General features: G+C 73.6%; 12 protein-coding genes and 1 pseudogene. 5 read left to right on the forward strand and 8 right to left on the reverse strand.

Translation table 11 applies throughout. The features are described 5' to 3' along the window. Positions 1-20: 20 nt before the first annotated feature. From ACIG3E_RS24335 to ACIG3E_RS24345, 3 genes are all read right to left on the reverse strand, one after another. On the reverse strand, positions 21-1,580 hold the full coding sequence (locus tag ACIG3E_RS24335; RefSeq protein ID WP_399620103.1) for a PTS ascorbate transporter subunit IIC: 1,560 nt from the start codon (positions 1,578-1,580) through the stop codon (positions 21-23). Between the two features lie 37 nt (positions 1,581-1,617). After that, positions 1,618-2,397 carry a PTS sugar transporter subunit IIA gene (locus ACIG3E_RS24340; RefSeq protein ID WP_399620106.1) on the reverse strand — a complete coding sequence of 260 codons (780 nt, stop codon included), beginning with the start codon at positions 2,395-2,397 and terminating at the stop codon, positions 1,618-1,620. 82 nt (positions 2,398-2,479) lie between these two features. Beyond that, the gene (locus ACIG3E_RS24345) at positions 2,480-4,135 is read right to left on the reverse strand and encodes a carboxylesterase/lipase family protein (protein WP_399620109.1); all 1,656 of its coding nucleotides are present in this window, start codon (positions 4,133-4,135) and stop codon (positions 2,480-2,482) included. 209 nt (positions 4,136-4,344) lie between these two features. On the opposite strand from ACIG3E_RS24345, the gene ACIG3E_RS24350 reads away from it, so the two are divergent. Further along, a complete protein-coding gene (locus ACIG3E_RS24350; protein WP_399620112.1) occupies positions 4,345-5,382 on the forward strand; it encodes an aliphatic amidase in 1,038 nt (345 codons plus the stop codon). An 81-nt stretch (positions 5,383-5,463) separates the two neighbouring features. Here ACIG3E_RS24350 and ACIG3E_RS24355 read toward each other — a convergent pair. Beyond that, a pseudogene (locus ACIG3E_RS24355) lies at positions 5,464-6,873 on the reverse strand (S8 family peptidase); the annotation flags it as partial. A gap of 447 nt (positions 6,874-7,320) precedes the next feature. After that, the gene (locus ACIG3E_RS24360; protein WP_399620115.1) at positions 7,321-10,128 is read right to left on the reverse strand and encodes a LuxR C-terminal-related transcriptional regulator; all 2,808 of its coding nucleotides are present in this window, start codon (positions 10,126-10,128) and stop codon (positions 7,321-7,323) included. A 148-nt stretch (positions 10,129-10,276) separates the two neighbouring features. Here ACIG3E_RS24360 and ACIG3E_RS24365 point away from each other — a divergent pair, with 148 nt between their 5' ends. After that, positions 10,277-10,786: an ATP-binding protein gene (locus tag ACIG3E_RS24365; protein WP_399620118.1), complete on the forward strand. Its 510-nt coding sequence runs from the start codon at positions 10,277-10,279 to the stop codon at positions 10,784-10,786. 39 nt (positions 10,787-10,825) lie between these two features. Here ACIG3E_RS24365 and ACIG3E_RS24370 read toward each other — a convergent pair whose 3' ends face one another. From ACIG3E_RS24370 to ACIG3E_RS24380, 3 genes are all read right to left on the reverse strand, one after another. Further along, on the reverse strand, positions 10,826-11,743 hold the full coding sequence (locus ACIG3E_RS24370; protein ID WP_399620121.1) for a phosphotransferase: 918 nt from the start codon (positions 11,741-11,743) through the stop codon (positions 10,826-10,828). A 129-nt stretch (positions 11,744-11,872) separates the two neighbouring features. Continuing rightward, positions 11,873-12,943: a methyltransferase gene (locus ACIG3E_RS24375; protein WP_399620124.1), complete on the reverse strand. Its 1,071-nt coding sequence runs from the start codon at positions 12,941-12,943 to the stop codon at positions 11,873-11,875. 142 nt (positions 12,944-13,085) lie between these two features. Beyond that, complete coding sequence (locus ACIG3E_RS24380) at positions 13,086-13,631, reverse strand: GNAT family N-acetyltransferase (protein ID WP_399620127.1); 546 nt, start codon at positions 13,629-13,631, stop codon at positions 13,086-13,088. Between the two features lie 163 nt (positions 13,632-13,794). Here ACIG3E_RS24380 and ACIG3E_RS24385 point away from each other — a divergent pair, with 163 nt between their 5' ends. From ACIG3E_RS24385 to ACIG3E_RS24395, 3 genes are all read left to right on the forward strand, one after another. Then, the gene (locus ACIG3E_RS24385) at positions 13,795-14,538 is read left to right on the forward strand and encodes a hypothetical protein (RefSeq protein WP_399620130.1); all 744 of its coding nucleotides are present in this window, start codon (positions 13,795-13,797) and stop codon (positions 14,536-14,538) included. Positions 14,539-14,625: 87 nt separating this feature from the next. Further along, on the forward strand, positions 14,626-14,982 hold the full coding sequence (locus tag ACIG3E_RS24390) for a PadR family transcriptional regulator (protein WP_399620133.1): 357 nt from the start codon (positions 14,626-14,628) through the stop codon (positions 14,980-14,982). 2 nt (positions 14,983-14,984) lie between these two features. Then, positions 14,985-16,076 (forward strand): hypothetical protein, encoded by a 1,092-nt coding sequence (locus ACIG3E_RS24395; RefSeq protein ID WP_399620136.1) that lies wholly within the window; start codon positions 14,985-14,987, stop codon positions 16,074-16,076. The last annotated feature ends 88 nt before the right edge of the window (positions 16,077-16,164 follow it).

Consider the following 16,164-nt stretch of genomic DNA (forward strand, 5'->3'; position numbering starts at 1 on the left):
CTCTACGACGCTGTCACGCGTCATCCCTCCTTCGGCGGCGCGGGCGGCTTCGGCGCCCCCGGAGGCGGCGCGATCTTCCCGTACGCGGTGGCCGGGGCCGCGGGTGCGGCGGGGGCCTGCTCCTCGCGGGGCAGGAGCGCGTCGCGGCGCGCGCCCGGGTCCCAGCCCGTCTCCACGACCCGCTTCTGCACGACGATGGCCCCGGCCAGGATCACCGCGCCCAAGAGCAGCATCAGGACGACGCCGCCCACCGTCCCGGCCTTGGCGGCGTTGCCGATGAGGGAGCCGAACCAGCCGAAGTCCGCGTCACCGAACGTCGTGTTCTCCTTGCCGAAGGCGCCGAGGACCTCCAGGAGCAGCGCGGGCAGGAACGTGATGAGCACACCGTTGAGGAAGGCACCCGCGACGGCGCCGCGCCGCCCTCCGGTGGCGTTGCCGTACACCCCCGCGGCGCCACCGGTGAAGAAGTGCGGCACCAGGCCGGGCAGCACCAGCGCGAGCCCGAAGGCGGGCTCGAAGATCCAGGTGAGCAGGCCGAGGCTGATCAGGCCGCCGACGAAGCTGGAGATGAAGCCGATCAGGACGGCGTTCTGCGCGTACGGGAAGACGATCGGCGCGTCCAGCGAGGGCACCGCGCCCGGCACCAGCTTGTTCGCGATGCCCTGGAAGGCGGGCACGAGTTCGCCGAGGATCGTGCGGACTCCGAAGAGGATCACGGCGACGGCGATGCCGAACTGGAGTCCCTGCATGATCGACTGCATGACGTACGCGCCGACGTCGGGCGCGGCCGGGCCGCCGTCCGTGGCGAACGCCTTGAACGCGGTCTCCTTGCCCACCTTGGCGAGGAACAGCAGCGACATGATCAGGTAGATGAGCACCATGGACAGGGCCGTGGCGACCATCGAGTCCCGCAGGAAGCGCAGGCCCTCGGGCAGCTTCATGTCCTCGGTGGAACGGCTGCGGCGCCCGACGAGCTGCCCCGTCGCCCCGGCGACGACGTAGCCCGCGGTGCCGAAGTGGCCGATCGCGACGGTGTTGTTGCCGGTGACGCGCTTGGTCCACGGGTGGGCGAAGGCGGGCATCGCCACGAGCAGGATGCCGAGCAGGACACCGCCGACGACGACCACGACCCACGACTTCTGCCCGGCGGCGGCGAGCACCGTCGTCAGGAGCGTGGCCATGAACAGCATGTGATGGCCCGTCAGGAAGACATAGCGCAGCGGCGTGAGACGGGCGAGCGCCAGGCTGACCGCGAAGCCCAGGATCATCAGCCAGGCCACCCGCGAGCCGTACTCGGCCTGGGCGATGCCGACGATGGCCTCGTTCGTCGGGATCACGCCGTGCGCGCCCGTCGAGCCCTGGATCATCTCGCCGAGCGGGGCGAGCGCCGCCACCACGAGCCCGGCGCCCGCGCCGATCAACAAGAACCCCAGCGTCGCCTTGATCGCCCCGCCGAGCACCTGGCCCGCCGACTTGCGCAGCGCGACCAGACCCGCGGCCGTGATGAGACCGATCAAATACGCGGGCTGGCTGAGGATCTCGTCGACCAGGAACCTCGCTACCGATACCAGCCAGTCCACGGCGCCCTTCCTCCCCTGTCGTGTGCGGTGCTGCGGCTCATACGTCGTAGGTGTCCCGCAGCACCCGGTCGGCCTCCGCGGTGGAAGTGAAGTCGTCCACGACCTTCACGGGGATGCCGACGTCGCCGAGGGTCCTGGCGATCTCGCGGGACGTGAGGATCGCGACGGCCTCGGCCGCTTTGCCCCTGGCGGAGATGGTGTCGGTCGCCTCCACGGTCACGTACCGGCCCCACCCCCAGCGTTCGAGGACCTGCTCCAGGGTGTTCTTCAGGAACAGGCTCGTGCCCAGGCCGTTGCCGCAGACGGTGAGGATCTTGTGCACGGTCGGGCCGCCGCTCGCCGCGCGGTCCTGTGCGGGCCCGGGTGGGCTCTCCCCCGCGAGCAGCGCCCGCAGGGCCTGCGGTGTGGGCGCGTTCCGCAGGGCCCGCTCGGTCTGCGGGTCCGCGAGCAGCCGGGCCAGTGAGGCCATCGCCTCGGTGTGCTGCGAGGCGTCCCGCGCGGCCAGCGCCACGACCAGGTCCACCGGGTCGTTCGCCGCGTGCCCGAACTCCACCGGCCGCGCGAGCCGCACCCAGGACATGCCCGTCCGCAGCACCGCCGGTGAGGGCCGCGCGTGCGCGAAGGCGAAGCCGGGCGCGAGCACGATGTACGGGCCGTTGTCCACGACGCTCTGGATCATCTCGGCGGTGTACGCGTCCGTGCCGCTGCCGCTCTGCACGAGCAGCTCACCCGCGAGGCGGACCGCCCCGCGCCAGTCCCCGGCCTCGGCCCCGAGCCGGATCGCCTCCACCGGCAGCAACGCGCTCACAGACACCATGGGGCTGATCGTTTCACAGGCCCAGGGGCCGGGCCGAGGGCTCGGGCCGTGCGGCGTTCCGGCCGACGGCCCGCCCCCCTGCTTAGTTGCTCTGCCGGTCCCAGAACGCGCAGTGGTGGGCGGTGCTTGCGTCCACCGGGCGGATGCCGTCCGAGCCGGGGGCCAGCGACAGCACGGTCGGGCCGGTGGCGGAGCGGGGCCAAGCGGGCGCGCCCGCGGAGTTCGGGTCACCGGCGGTCGCGAACCGGGTCCAGTAGCCGGTCATGCGGGCCGCCAGCGCGTGTTGTGCGGGGGAGAACCGCGGCACCGTGTCCGTAGGGAAGAGGTACGGCAGCTCGAAGCCGTGCGCCGCCCCGTAGGGGTAGCCCTCCACCGGCGGCAGCTCCGCGAGGCGCGGTGCGTTGGTGTCGCGGAAGAGATAGGCGTACGTGGGCACGCGCGCGGCCAGCGCGCGGTTCGCCCGCAGCGCGGGGCAGGTGAACGAGGCGTCGGACGTCAGGGCGGCCCAGGCCGCCCCCGGCGAGGAGTGGGCCGTCAGCGGGTACTGCTTCTCGACGGCCGCAGCCGCTGCGCCGAAGGAGCGGAGGAGGCGGGCCCGGTACGCGCGCGCGTCGGGGATCGGGGCCAGCGACTGCGTCAGGCCGAGGAAGAGCCGCATCTCGTCCTTGTTGGTGCCCTGCACCACCGGTACGCGGTGGAAGCGGCCCTTCTCCAGGGCCCGGTCGGGGCGCAGGGGCAGCCCCGCGCCCCCGTAGGAGACGAGGGAGAACGTCTGCGTCAGCGCGGGCGTGACCAGCTTGTCGGGGCTCAGGCGGCGCAGGCAGTCGAGCGTCCCGACCGGCCGTGCGCAGCCGAGTGCGGCGGCGGCCGCCGTGCCCGCCGTCTCCGTCCGGCTCCTCGGCACGAACGGCTCGTAGCGGGGTTGGAGGGGGAGGATGGCGCCGCGCGGGAACGCGGTCATGCAGGACCCGCTCTGCAGCACCGCCCGGTGGAAGAGCCCCGCGGACTGCGGCGAGGTGAGGTGCGCGCAGGTGCTCAGCGCTCCGGCGGACTCCCCGAACAGCGTCACCCGGCCCGGGTCCCCGCCGAAGCGGGCCGCGTTCGCCCGTACCCAGCGCAGCGCAGCCCGCTGGTCGGCGAGGCCGAAGTTGGTCGCGCCGCGCAGCTCCGGGTGGCCGAAGAAGCCGAGGACGCCGAGCCGGTAGTTGAGCGTGACGACCACGGTGTCGCCCTGGACGGCGAGGCGCTCGGCCCGGTACGGGGAGCCCGAGCCGATGGTGAAGCCGCCGCCGTGCGCCCACACCATGACCGGCCGACCGCGACCCTTCGCCGCGGCGGACGGCGTGGAGGGCACGGTCACGTTGAGGGTGAGACAGTCCTCCGAGCCGGTCACGGGACCGGGCCCGAACTGCGGGAGCTGGAGGCACTTCGGGCCGGGCGCGCCCGCGTCGCGCACCGCGTGCCAGGGCCGCGCCGGTCGCGGGGCGCGCCAGCGCAGCGGCCCGGTCGGCGGCGCGGCGAAGGGAATCCCCTCGAAGGTGTCGTACACGCCGTGGGACCGGCCCCGTACCGGCCCGTGGTCGGTGACGACGACCGGGCCGTCGTCACCCGGGCCGCGCGCGGCCGGTCGGCCGGGGGCCTCGGCGCCCGTGGCCGGTGCGGTCAGGAGAGCGGACAGCGTGAGGACCAGCGCGCACAGCGCGCCGCCTCGGCGTCGTGAGGGACGGGGTTCCGGCATGGTGACGTCCTTCGGCGGCCGGGGGCCCACGGTGGACCCGAGCGCCCTGGTACGTACCCCGGACCGCGCGTGGTCACCTGTTCGGAATGGGCCCATATGGCGGCAGAGGGAAGCCGCGCTCCGCCTGCCGGAACGCTTGTCATGCCGTCGGGGCGGGCGTTGTCTGGGCGTGGACGCCCGGTACGGCAACGCAACGGAAGGAGCGAACGATGCGCCATGGCGACATCGCTTCCGGCCCGGACACGGTCGGGGTCGCAGTGGTGAACTACAAGATGCCCCGGCTGCACACCAGGGCCGAGGTGCTCGACAACGCCCGGAAGATCGCCGAGATGGTGAAGGGCGTCAAGGTCGGCCTGCCGGGGATGGACCTCATCGTCTTCCCCGAGTACTCCACGCACGGGATCATGTACGACCCGGGCGAGATGCTGGACACCGCCTCCCGCGTGCCGGGCGAGGAGACCGAGGTCTTCGCCGCGGCCTGCCGCGAGGCGGGGGTCTGGGGAGTCTTCTCGCTGACCGGCGAGCGGCACGAGGACCACCCGCACAAGCCGCCCTACAACACCCTGGTGCTCATCGACGACCAGGGCCGGATCGCGCAGAAGTACCGGAAGATCTTCCCGTGGTGTCCGATCGAGGGCTGGTACCCGGGGGACTCCACGCGGGTGACCGAGGGCCCCAAGGGCCTGCGGATCTCGCTGATCGTCTGCGACGACGGCAACTACCCGGAGATCTGGCGCGACTGCGCGATGAAGGGCGCCGAGCTGATCGTGCGCTGCCAGGGCTACATGTACCCGGCCAAGGACCAGCAGGTCCTCATGGCCAAGGCGATGGCCTGGGCGAACAACTGCTACGTCGCGGTCGCCAACGCCACCGGGTTCGACGGCGTCTACTCCTTCTTCGGGCACTCCGCGCTCATCGGCTTCGACGGGCGCACGCTGGGCGAGACCGGTGAGGAGGAGTACGGCATGCAGTACGCGCAGCTGTCGGTGTCCGCCATCCGGGACGCGCGCGCCCACGACCAGTCGCAGAACCACCTGTACAAGCTGATGCACCGCGGCTACTCCGGTGTGCACGCGGCGGGAGAGGGCGAACGGGGCGTGGCGGAGTGCCCGTTCGACTTCTATCGGCTCTGGGTGACCGACCCGGCCAAGGCCGCGGAGCGGGCCGAGGCGATCACCCGTGACACGGCCGGTGTCGCGGGCTGCCCGGTGGGCTCGCTGCCCGTGCCGCCCCCGAAGGAGGACTGAGGCCCTCGGTGGACGCGTGCCGGGGCCCGGCGCCGTCGCGGCACCGGGCCCCGAGGGGTTCCGCCGCGGTCAGGGGGTGCCGAGTGCGGACAGGGTCGCTGTCGCGTCGGCCAGGCCCGCGCCGCAGCCGCCGGAGCAGGTGCCCGGCAGTGCGCGGGCGTTGGCCTTGATGGTCGACTCGACCTGGGCCGGGGTGATGCCGGACTTGGCCTCGTACATCAGCGCGGCGAGCCCGGCGATGTGGGGCGCGGCCATGCTGGTGCCCTGATAGGCGACGTAGGTCTCACCGCCGACGCCGCGGGTGCCGGAGTTCAGCGTGGACAGGATGCCGTCGGCGGTGTTCGGCGAGGTCTCCCCGCCGGGGGCGGTGATGTCCACGACGCTGCCGTAGTTGGAGTAGACGGCCCGGTTGCCCTCGCGGTCGGCGGCCGCGACGGCGATGACGTTCTTGCAGCTGGCCGGGTTGAAGTTCGCGGCGTTGGCGTTGGAGTTACCGGCCGCGACGACGACGGTGGTGCCGCGGCTCACCGCCGCGTTGACGGCGCTCTGGGTGCCCGCGTCACAGGCACCGCCGCCGCCCAGGCTCATGTTGATGACGTCGGCCGGGTAGGGGTTGGCCGCGACGCCCTGCACGGTGCCGCCGGAGGACCAGGTGATGGCGTCGATGATGTCCGCCGTGGTGCCGCCGCACTTGCCCAGGACGCGGACGGGCTGGACCTTGGCCCGGTGGGCGATGCCCGTGATGCCCTTGGCGTTGTCGCCCGAGGCGGCAATGGTGCCCGCGACGTGGGTGCCGTGCCAGGAGTTGTTGGTGTCGCGGGCGGGGACGGGCTGGCCCTTGGCGTCGGTGCCGCACTCGCCGCGGTTCATCCAGTCGCCGGGGTCCGCGGCGTCGCTGTCCCGGCCGCCGCCGTCCTGGGCCATCCAGGGGTCGGAGATGAAGTCGTATCCGGGGACCACGTTGGCGGCCAGGTCGGAGTGGGCCACGTAGCCGGTGTCGATGACCGAGACGTTGACGCCCTCACCGGTGGCGCCCTGCGCCCAGGCGCCGGGGACCTTCATGCCGGCCTTGTCCTCGAAGAGGTCCCACTGCTGGGCGTAGTAGGTGTCGTTGGGGTCGGCCGCGGCGTACACGCGGGTGTCGGGGACGACGTACGCGACGTCGGGGTCGGCGGCGAAGGCGGCCATGACGTCCTTGACGTCCTTCGTGCCGAGGTCGTCACCGAGGTCGACCAGGGCGGCGCCGGTGCCGAGGCGCCGTTCGAAGGCGAGGCTCTCGCCGACGTCCTCGCCCTTGGCGCGGGCGTCGGCGCGGGCCTCGGTGTTGGAGGTGGCCTCGTCGGCGCGTGGGGTGTAGCCGACGATGAGGCGCTCGGTGGGGACCGCCTTCGCCACGGACGCGCCGGGCAGGGCGGCGGAGTCCGGGCCCGGGGCCGCGACGACGGTGGTGACTCCGGTGCCGAGCAGGGCGGCGGCGCCGACCGTGGCCAGCAGGGATATGCGTATGCGTCTGGAACCGCTCAAGATGTGCCTTTCACGGGCTGGTCCGGGCATGCCGGACCAGCGGTTCGTGCCGTGCATGACAAATTGCGCCGCGCCTGTGCCGACTGGTGCGTGCGGGGATGTGGGGGCGGCACAGGCGCGACGGCGCGCGGGGCTCCGCGAAGACGCCGCGACGCGCTACCGATCGGGCGCACGCCCGTCCGTCACGCAGGACTCGTACGACCTGCAACAGATGAACGTTCGACCAACCAGTGGCAGGGAACTTATGACCGGAGGAACAGCGCGCCTATCCGGAAGGCCCAACCTACGGATACGCAATTAACCAGGCCCGCGGACCGTGTTGGTCTAGGCCTGACCTGGGGTTTTGGTGATGGCACGGGCACTGGCTCCGCCAACGCGGGCCTCGCCGGGCGGCGTTGGGGTCGCGCCGGAGACCTACGGGGCCAGCTCCTGCCGGGTCGCGGTGCCCAGTTTGCGCATGGCCCGGGCGACGTGCTGTTCGACCGTACGGGGCGACAGGTGCAGGGTGGCGGCGATCTCGCGGTTGGTCAGCCCGTTGCCCGCCAGCTCGGCGACTTCGCGCTCGCGCGGGGAGAGCTGGTCGCGGTAGGAGGGCCGCCCGGGGCGGCGGCGGTGCTTCTCGGGCTGGTGGGCGCGCGAGAGCGCGCGCACGCGCGCCGCGTCCCAGGCCGCACCGAGGTCACTGAACTGCTCGGCGGCGAAGGCGAGATCGGCGAGGCCCTGTGCGCGGGGCGTGTCGGGTGTGTCGCGGCCGTCGGGTGAGTCGCGGTTATCGGGTGCGTCGTGGTCATCGGGTGTGCCGCGGTTATCGGGTGTGTGCGCGTTACGGGGTGTGTCGGCGTCCGCCTCCCGCAGGGCGCAGCGTCCGGCGCCCTCGGCCGTCAAGGCGTGGGCGTAGGGCCGGGGCAGGGCGGCGAACGCGCTCGACGCCCGCTGGTAGAGGGGGCGGGCCCGGGCCGGGTCGTCTCTCGCCTCGGCCAGCGCGGCACGGGTCCACCACAGGGCCGCGTCGGCGGCGGGGGACGCGAGGCCCTTCAGGCCGTCGGCGAAGGTGTCCACGAGCCGGCGCGCGCCCGTGGTGTCGCCGTCGCGGGCCAACGCCTCGACCGCCCAGGGCGCCAGCTCCGCCGCCCAGACGAACACGCCCTTGGTGACGACGTTGTTCCAGGCCCTACGGGCCTGCGCGGCCGCGTCGGCGACGTCCTGCCGCGCCAGGGCGAGGCGGATGAGCGCCCCGGCGAGGGTCGCGCCCAGGGGCGCGGCGGCGTGTTCGGCCAGGGGCGCGTCCTTGCCCGACAGCCACGAGGCCGCCGGGCCCCAGCCGCCGCGGGCGAGGTTGAGCAGCCCCAGGACGGTGCGGGCGTCGGCCGAGATGACGGGCATGTCGGCGGTTTCGCGGACAAACGCCTCACAGCGCTCACCGAGGCCTTCCCACTGCCCGGTCGCCCACTCCAGGAGCAGCCGGGTGCCCATCGCCGTCCGCTCGGTGTAGGGGGCACCGCTGCGCGCGGACAGCTCCAGGCCCTGGTCGAGCAGTTCGCGGGTGCGGTCGTAGAAGCCCAGCCACACCGAGGAGTCCGCGGCGTTGCACAGGCCGCGGGCCGCGTGGCGGCGGCAGCGCGGGTCGGGGCTGTCGACGGGGAGGGCCTTGAGCAGCTCCCAGCCCTCGGGGTTGCCGTAACTGAGGGCCAGGCCCGCCCGGTTCGCGGCCACGGCGGTCTTCACGACCTCGTCGCCGCTCGCCGCGCTGGCCCGCTCGGCGTCCCGCATCCACGCCAGGTGGACGTCCAGGGAGTTGCCCGGCCAGTAGGGCATGGCCAGGGCCGACATCGCCCTGGCCGCGAGCTCCGGCCGCGCCTCGCGCAGCTCCGCGGCGGACCGTTCCAGCTCCGCCCAGCCGTGCGTGCTCATGCCGACCTGGTTGCACAGCAGGAGTCCCAGGTCCAGACGCATCTCGCCGCGTACGGCCTTCGGCAGGTTCTCGTCCCGCACGATCTGCGTGAGCACCTCGACCGTCTGGTCGGAGCGCAGCGCGACGACGGCGCTGGCGGCCAGGACGGGGGCGAGACGCGCTCGCGCGGGGTGCGACACGAGCGGCGAGGCGAGGGTGTCCTCAAGCAGCGCGATGACTTCCTGGTGGTGGCCCTCGGCCGCGAACTCCCGGGCCGCGCGTTCCACCGCCCGCAGCCAGGCGCGCATCTCGCCGCCCGCCCTGCGGTACCGGGCCAGGGCCGCCCAGGGCACGGGGTGCCTGCGCTGGAGCAGTGCGGCCGCCCGGCCGTGCAGCTCTTGGCGCACGGGTCCGGGGACCGTCTCAAGCACGGCCTCGGCCGCGAGCGGGACCGGCAGGGCGTAGCGGTGCTCGGCGTCCTCAAGGAGGGCGGCTCGCGCGAGGGCGGCCACCAGCGCGTCACGGCCCTCCTGGCCTCCCGGCTCGCCGTCGCCGCCGCGGTCGTCCTCCGCTCCCTGAGCCGTACGCGCCTCAAGCCCGGCCACGGTCAGCAGGTCCGCCCCGGACGCCGGTTCGCCGAGGACCGCCGCGGCCCACACCACGCGCCGTGCGGGGCCGGGCAGGGCGTCGGTGCGGTGCAGCATCAGCTCGGCAAGGCGTACGGGCACCCCCGCGGCGTCGACGTCAGCGGCGGTGCAGCGCTCCCCCGCGCTGTCCCGCAGCACGGCCAGCAGGTCGACCACCACTTGGGCCACACCGCCCGACCGCTCGTGCAGCCGAGCCACGGCCTGCGGGGCGCACCCCTCCCCCAGGGCCTCGCTCGCCGCCTCGGCGACCTGACCGGCGCCCCACGGCAGCACATGGTGGCGAAGTATCACCAGGTCGTCGGGGTAGCGAAGCGGCGCGGGACCGAACGGCAGACCGGGCCGGGCCAGTTCTTCGGGGCGGTAGGTGACGACGACGGCTGTTTGCGGCCCGGCCTCCGCCACCAGGCCCCGTATCCGGGCCAGAGCCTCCTCGTCCGCCGTGTGTACGTCGTCCACCAGCACCAGCGCGGGGGCGTCGGCGGCGATGTCCGGCGGCTGACGGTCGCCGCAGCGCCAGGGGGTCACCGCGCCGACGGCCTCCGGCAGCTCGGCCAGGCGCCGCAGCAGCCAGCTCTTGCCGGTGCCCGCGGCTCCGGCGACCAGGACGAGGACGGGCCCGGCGCCCTTCTCGGCCAGCGTCCGCCGTATCCGGCCTTCCCAGAATTCCTCACCCTGCGTGACCACGCTGCTCCTGTACGCCGTCTACCAGGCCTTCCGGCCTTCTTTGCGTATCCGTATTTCGCCGGGCACTGATTGCTTTTCGCCTGCCGTGGTTGACAGCGTGCTAAGCGCCCGTGATGCGACGCTCCGGGCACGGCAGCGGGAGGACCGCATGATCACCGCCCAGTACGCGCAACCGTCCGGAACGGGCACCGGTGCGCTCCCTGCCACGTCCGCGGCGCCCACTGGCCCGGCCACCGCGCACCGCGAGTCGCAGGCCACGCTGGCGGCCACCGCCGCCGCGGCTCCCGCCCTGCGCCGCTTGGCGACGACGTCCGCGCGGGCTTGGCACCTCGGTGCCGCCACCCGCGAGGCGCTGGCGCTCGTCGTCACTGAGCTGGTCACAAATGTCATACTGCACAGCGGCAGCCCCCGTGTCACTCTGCGGCTGCGTCTGCTTCCCGGCGTCCTGCGCGTCGAGGTCCACGACACCGGCTGCTGGCACCGCCGTGTGACGCGCCGCCCCGTCCGGCACACCACCGCGCCGGGCGACGCCACGGCGGACCTCCTGCACGCCGAGTCCGGCCGCGGCCTCGCCCTCGTGGAGGCCTACGCCGCCCACACCACGATCCGCCCCTCCCGCACGGGCACGACCGTCCTGGCCGAACTCCCCCTGCCGTGAACAGCAGGTTCCCGCAGGTCGGGGCCCCGCGTACTCGACTTACGGGCGGATCGACGCGGTGAGGCGTCGCAGCGCGTCCTGAGCGGGCGGCCCCCAGGTCGGCTTGCCCCCGGGACGACCGTGGACCCCGGCGTGCCCGATGTGGAGGCAGGCGAGGGCGCGCAGTACCGCCCAGCCGCGGGCGCGGCGCAGGGTCGCGGCGTCCGGGCCCGGTCGACAGGCCGCGTGGAAGAGGTCGAGGGCTCCGTCCGGCAGCAGGATCCAGGCGGCGGCGAGGTCGAAGGCCGGGTCACCGGCGAAGAGGTCACCGAAGTCGATGACGCCGCAGAAGGTGCCGTTCGAGGTCAGGACGTTGGCCGGGTGCAGATCGCCGTGGAGCCAGAGCCGTGGTCCCGCCCAGCCCGGCGCGGCGGCGGCGTCCTCCCAGACCGCGCGGACGGCCTCCGGGTCGCGTACCAGCCCCAGTTCGGTGGCCGAGGCGAGGCCTTGGGTGAACGCTTCGGCGGTGTCGGCCAGCGCGCCGCCACGGTCGCGGCCCACCGGTGCCCCGTCGGGCGCGGGGCGGTGGAGGGCGGTCAGGAAGGCGGCCAGGCCGACGGCCGCCTCCGCGACACGTGTGACCGGGGCGTGGTCGGCGGGCTCGCCCGGCACCCAGGTGGTGACGAGCCAGGGCCGGGGAAACCGTGCGGTGGGCTCACCGAGACGCTGCGGTACGGGAACAGGCAGGGGCAGGAGCGGGGCGAGGGCGGGCAGCCAGGCGTACTCCTTGCGCAGCAGGTCGTCCGCGGACCGCGTCGCCCAGGGCACCCGCACGGCGAGGTCGTCGCCGAGCCGCCACACTTGGTTGTCCCAGCCACGCGCCCCGAGCTTCAGGGGGCGGTCCGCCAGGTCCGGGTGCTGTGCCCGCAGCAGATCCCGGATCAAGTCCTCGGTGATGTCCGTGTCGGGTGCCGTCATGGGGAGCAACGGTAGTGGGGCGGCGGTCCGCGCGGCTCGCGGGTCGGTCCGGGTCACGTCCCGGTGCCCGAGGGGCTTTCGAAGCGGCCGATCCGGCCCGGCCGCCCGAGTCCGGGAGCCCTCGGTCGCCTACGCGTCGTCCACGGCCTGGGCCTCGACGATGCTCAGGACGGTGGGAGTGGGGACGACCCGGGTCAGCCGCAGGCCCGCCTCGGTCAGCACGGCGCGGAAGTCCTCGTACGTGCGCTCACGCCCCACCAACGAAGCCATCATCAGCAGGTCCAGGTCCTTGGCCTGATGAGGGCGGTTGTCGGGTGCGATGACCGCGTCCACCACGAGGACCCGCCCGCCCGGGGCGAGCGCGCGGCGGCAGGCGCGCAGCAGGCGGACGCACTGCTCGTCCTGCCAGTCGTGCAGGATGCGCTTGAGGACGACGACATCGCCCCTGGGTACGTCGGTGAAGAAGTCGCCCTCCGCGGTGGACCAGCGTCCGGCGAGCGCCGCGTCGTCGGCAAGGCGGTGCCCGGCCACGACGTGGGCCTGGTCGTACAGCACACCACTGAGCCCCGGCCCGGCCCGCAGGATCGCGGCGAGGAACCCGCCCTGGCCGCCGCCGACGTCCACGACGGTGCCGGTCTTCGGGAAGTCGTAGGCTGCGGCGATCGGTCCGTTCTCCACACGGGACATGGCGGCCATGCCGTCGTGGAAGACCGCCGCGGTCTTGGCGTCCTGGGCGAAGTGGTCGAAGAACGGCCGCGTGAAGATCTCCTCGAAGACGGATCCGCCGGTGCTCAGGCAGTGGTCCATCCGGCCCGCCGGGAGCCAGAACGTACGGTCGGTGATCATGAGGACCCCGTCCCGCACCGAGCCCGGGACGTCGGAGCGCAGTGCTTGCCCCGCCGCCTCCAGGCGGAAGTGTCCCTGCTCGTCCTCGCTGAACAGGCCCCGCGTGGCGAGCAGCCGGAGCACGCGGGTCAGGGCCGCCGGGTCGGTCTCGGTGGCGGTGGCCAACTCGGCGGGGGCGCGCGGCCCGTCGGCCAGGTGGTCGGCCACGCGCGCGAGCGCGGCCGCCCTGAGCGCGGCCGGGAACACGAAGCCGAGCGCCGCGTCGATGAGCGCGGCGCCTCCCCCGTCGAGTGCGGCACCTCCCCCGTCCCCGCCGTGCGCACCCCGCTCACCAGCAGTGCCCGTGTAGCCCATCGCCCCGGCTCCCTCCGCTCCCGTGCCTGGTCGAGCACAGCCGTGCCCCACGGCCCACGCCCTCAACCCCGGTGTCCGCCGCACGGGTCACCAATGGCGCGTTCTGAGCGTCACAGACCGGGCCGGGCCGTGGCTTCATCGGTCAGGACGAGGTGAGGCCCGGCTTCCAGTCCTCGACGAGGAGTCCCAGCAGCACCTCGTCGACGAACTCCCCCATCACCCAGGCCGAGGAGCGCAGCACCCCCTCGCGGACGAAGCCGTTGCGCTCGGCGGAGCGCAGCATCGCGGCGTTGTCCGACAGGGTCTCGATCTGCAGGCGGTGCAGGCCGCGCACCACGAAGCCGTAGTGACACAGGACCGCGACCACATCCGTGCCGTAGCCCTTGCCACGCGCGGACGGCAACATTCCGAGGCCGATGTGCGCGGACCGGTTGTGGTGGTCGATGTTCCACAGCACCGCGTCGCCGACCAGCGCGCCGCCCTCCAACTCCACGACGGAGAAGGTGGCGTGGCGCTGCTCCTTGTCGTCCACCGCGAAGGGCGACTCCTTCGAGCCGGGCGTGATCGGCCGCCACGGCCGGGTGTCGGACCGCGCCTGGTTGACCACGTCGTCGTGGAGTTCGGCGTGCAGGACGGGCATGTCGTCCTCGTGCCGGGCCCTGAGCCCGACCTTTCTCCCTCGCAGCATGCGAGCTTCCTATCCGACCGTGCCGAGCCGCGGCAATCCAATAAGTCGGCGCGGGAACCGAGTTCACCGCGCACGCTCTGCCGTAAGAGTTCTGTCCGGAACAGCACCCCGCGGAGCGCCCCGGGCGCTGCGTCCGCCGATCAAGCCGCTAGCCTCCGTACGCATGACCGATACACAAACCCACGACCCGCGCGTCGGTGAACTCGTGAGACCGCCTGCCCACCGCGTCCTGTGGTTCACCGCGGGCGCCACCGCGTTCTTACTCCTCGCCGACCTCGGTACGCGTGCCTACAACCACTACGACTCCATCCCGACCATCCGCAGGTTGGTGAACGTCGACGTCGAGGCCAATCTGGCCACGTGGTGGAACAGCACGCTCCTGTTGGCCGTGGCGGGCGTGGCACTGGCCGCGGCCCTGCTCAGCGGGCGCGACACGCGCCCCGGGCGGCTGTCGTGGCTGGGCCTGGCCGCCGCGACCGCGCTGCTCAGCGTCGACGAGACGGTGTCGCTGCACGAGCGGCTCGGCGAGGTCGGCAAGTCGTGGAAGGAATGGGCGGGGGGTGCGCTGCCCACGCACGCCTGGGTGCTGCCCGGGGCGCTGCTCGCGGCGGCGGGCACCGTCTGCGCCGTGCTGTGGGCGCGAGGGCTCCCGCGCGATCTGCGCAACGGGGTGCTGAGCGCGCTGGGCGTGTATCTCGGCGGGGCGCTGGTGACCGAGGCGTTCAACGGCTGGGCGCTGGAGAACGGCCACAGCGTCGTGCTCATGCTGGGAACCCTCGTTGAGGAGGGTCTGGAGATGGGCGGCTGCATCGTCGCCCTCGCCGTCCTCAGCCGTTACGTGCTCCTTGAGCGTGACCCCGCGTCGGGGCGCAAGGTGGTCCGGCTGCGGGACGGCCGGAGCGCGTAGCGGCCGCACGGGGGTGTCTGTCCGGGTATTCAGCTCCTCGACTATTCTGGATTCCGTCATAGTCGGTGAAGCGGAGGAGCGACCTCGGTGGCAGCACACGCGGCAGCCCTTGGGACGGCGGCCTGGACCCGGGCGGCCCTGCCGCTCTGTCTCCTCGGAGTCCTCGACAGCGAGGCCAAGAGCTATGGGTACGCCCTGCTCAGCCGCCTCGCCGACGCGGGACTCACCGGCGTGAAGCCCGCCGCCCTCTACCCCGCCCTGAGCCGCCTCGAAGAGGAAGGCGCCGTCGAGATCGAGTGGGGCGCGGGAGAGGGCGGGCCCGGGCGCAAGTACTACCGGATCACCGAGGCGGGGCGGCAGCGGCTGCGGCGGGAGCGGGCCGCGTGGCACGCGTTCACCGCCAGGGTCGCCACGCTCGCCGACGGTGCGGGGGACGAGGAGTAGCCGTGGCCACGGCACAGCACGAGTCACAGAAGCAGACACGGAAGCACAACCTCCGTTGGGACCTCGAAGACGACGCGGACTGGGCGGCGACGGTCGAGCTGCGCCTCGTCCTCGACCACGACGCGCCCGCTGGACTCGCCGACGACGTCCTCGCCGAGGTGCACGAGCTGGTGCGCGAGGAAGGGCGGACCGCCCGCGACCTGTTCGGCACGCCGGAGGCGTACGCGCGCGCCGTCGCCGAGGAACGCGTCAGTGAGGAGTACCGGGCGCGGACCGACACCCACGGCCTCACTCCCGGGGAGCGGTTGCTCGCCGCGTTCGGCACGCTCGGTGTGGTCGGTGCCATCCTGTGCGCCGTCGACTGGGTGCGTGACGGACTGTGGGCGGGCGTGAGCTGGCCCGGCGTCGTGGGCGTCACCACCGTCGTCCTGGCCGTGGGGCTGATCGCCGTGGCCGTCGTGGCGCGGTCCGCCGGGCGGTTCAAGGGCGCGTACGCCGTCGCCGCCGGTGTGCCCGCGGTCATCGCGGCCGGGGGCGGGGTCGGTGTCGCCGTGCCCGAGGGGCAGTTGTTCAGCGTGCCCGTGCCGGTCCTGATGGCGGGGTGCGCGGCCTGGGCCGTGGGGGCCTTCGCCGTCCCGGAGCGCGTCGTCGACCGGTGGTTCGCGGTGCGCCCGCCCGCGGGCCGTGACGACGCCGCGTGGCTCGACCGGCTCGGTGGACTGCTGCGCGGGCGGCACGGCATGACGGCGGCCGAGGCGCGCGGGCACGTGCGCGAGGCACGGCAGCACCTCGCCGCCGTGGAGCCCGGCGAGCACGCCGAGGACGTCTTCGGGGACGTCGAGATCTACGCCCTCCGGCTCGCCGACGGTCCCCGCAAGAAGGAGCGCGCGGCCCGCCGCAAGATGTACGGGACGCTGCTGCTGCTCGGCGTGGTCACCCTGCTGTTCGTGGACCACGTGCTGGACTCGCAGGCGCCCTTCGACTTCTGGCTCGCGCTCTACACCGGCGTGGTCGGCAGCCTGGGCTGGACGGCGGTCAGCGAGTGGCGCGCCAGCCGCCGCCCGGACGCCGCCGGGCCCGACAGCGCCGACTAGCCGCCGTCGCCGCCCGGCCGCGTCGGCACTCGGCTCGGCGCCGTCCATTCGGGCCGTCCGCTCGGCGGCGTCCGGCAGGCACGTGACG

Source organism: Streptomyces sp. NPDC053474, from assembly GCF_044544845.1.
Taxonomy (GTDB): domain Bacteria; phylum Actinomycetota; class Actinomycetes; order Streptomycetales; family Streptomycetaceae; genus Streptomyces.

What these genes read in the sequence shown, in the direction of transcription:
- ACIG3E_RS24340 (WP_399620106.1), bottom strand. Translation starts at nt 2,397, where the DNA reads ATGGTGTCTGTGAGCGCGTTGCTGCCGGTGGAGGCGATCCGGCTCGGG.
- ACIG3E_RS24345 (WP_399620109.1), bottom strand. Translation starts at nt 4,135, where the DNA reads ATGCCGGAACCCCGTCCCTCACGACGCCGAGGCGGCGCGCTGTGCGCG.
- ACIG3E_RS24350 (WP_399620112.1), top strand. Translation starts at nt 4,345, where the DNA reads ATGCGCCATGGCGACATCGCTTCCGGCCCGGACACGGTCGGGGTCGCA.
- ACIG3E_RS24365 (WP_399620118.1), top strand. Translation starts at nt 10,277, where the DNA reads ATGATCACCGCCCAGTACGCGCAACCGTCCGGAACGGGCACCGGTGCG.
- ACIG3E_RS24370 (WP_399620121.1), bottom strand. Translation starts at nt 11,743, where the DNA reads ATGACGGCACCCGACACGGACATCACCGAGGACTTGATCCGGGATCTG.
- ACIG3E_RS24375 (WP_399620124.1), bottom strand. Translation starts at nt 12,943, where the DNA reads ATGGGCTACACGGGCACTGCTGGTGAGCGGGGTGCGCACGGCGGGGAC.
- ACIG3E_RS24380 (WP_399620127.1), bottom strand. Translation starts at nt 13,631, where the DNA reads ATGCTGCGAGGGAGAAAGGTCGGGCTCAGGGCCCGGCACGAGGACGAC.
- ACIG3E_RS24385 (WP_399620130.1), top strand. Translation starts at nt 13,795, where the DNA reads ATGACCGATACACAAACCCACGACCCGCGCGTCGGTGAACTCGTGAGA.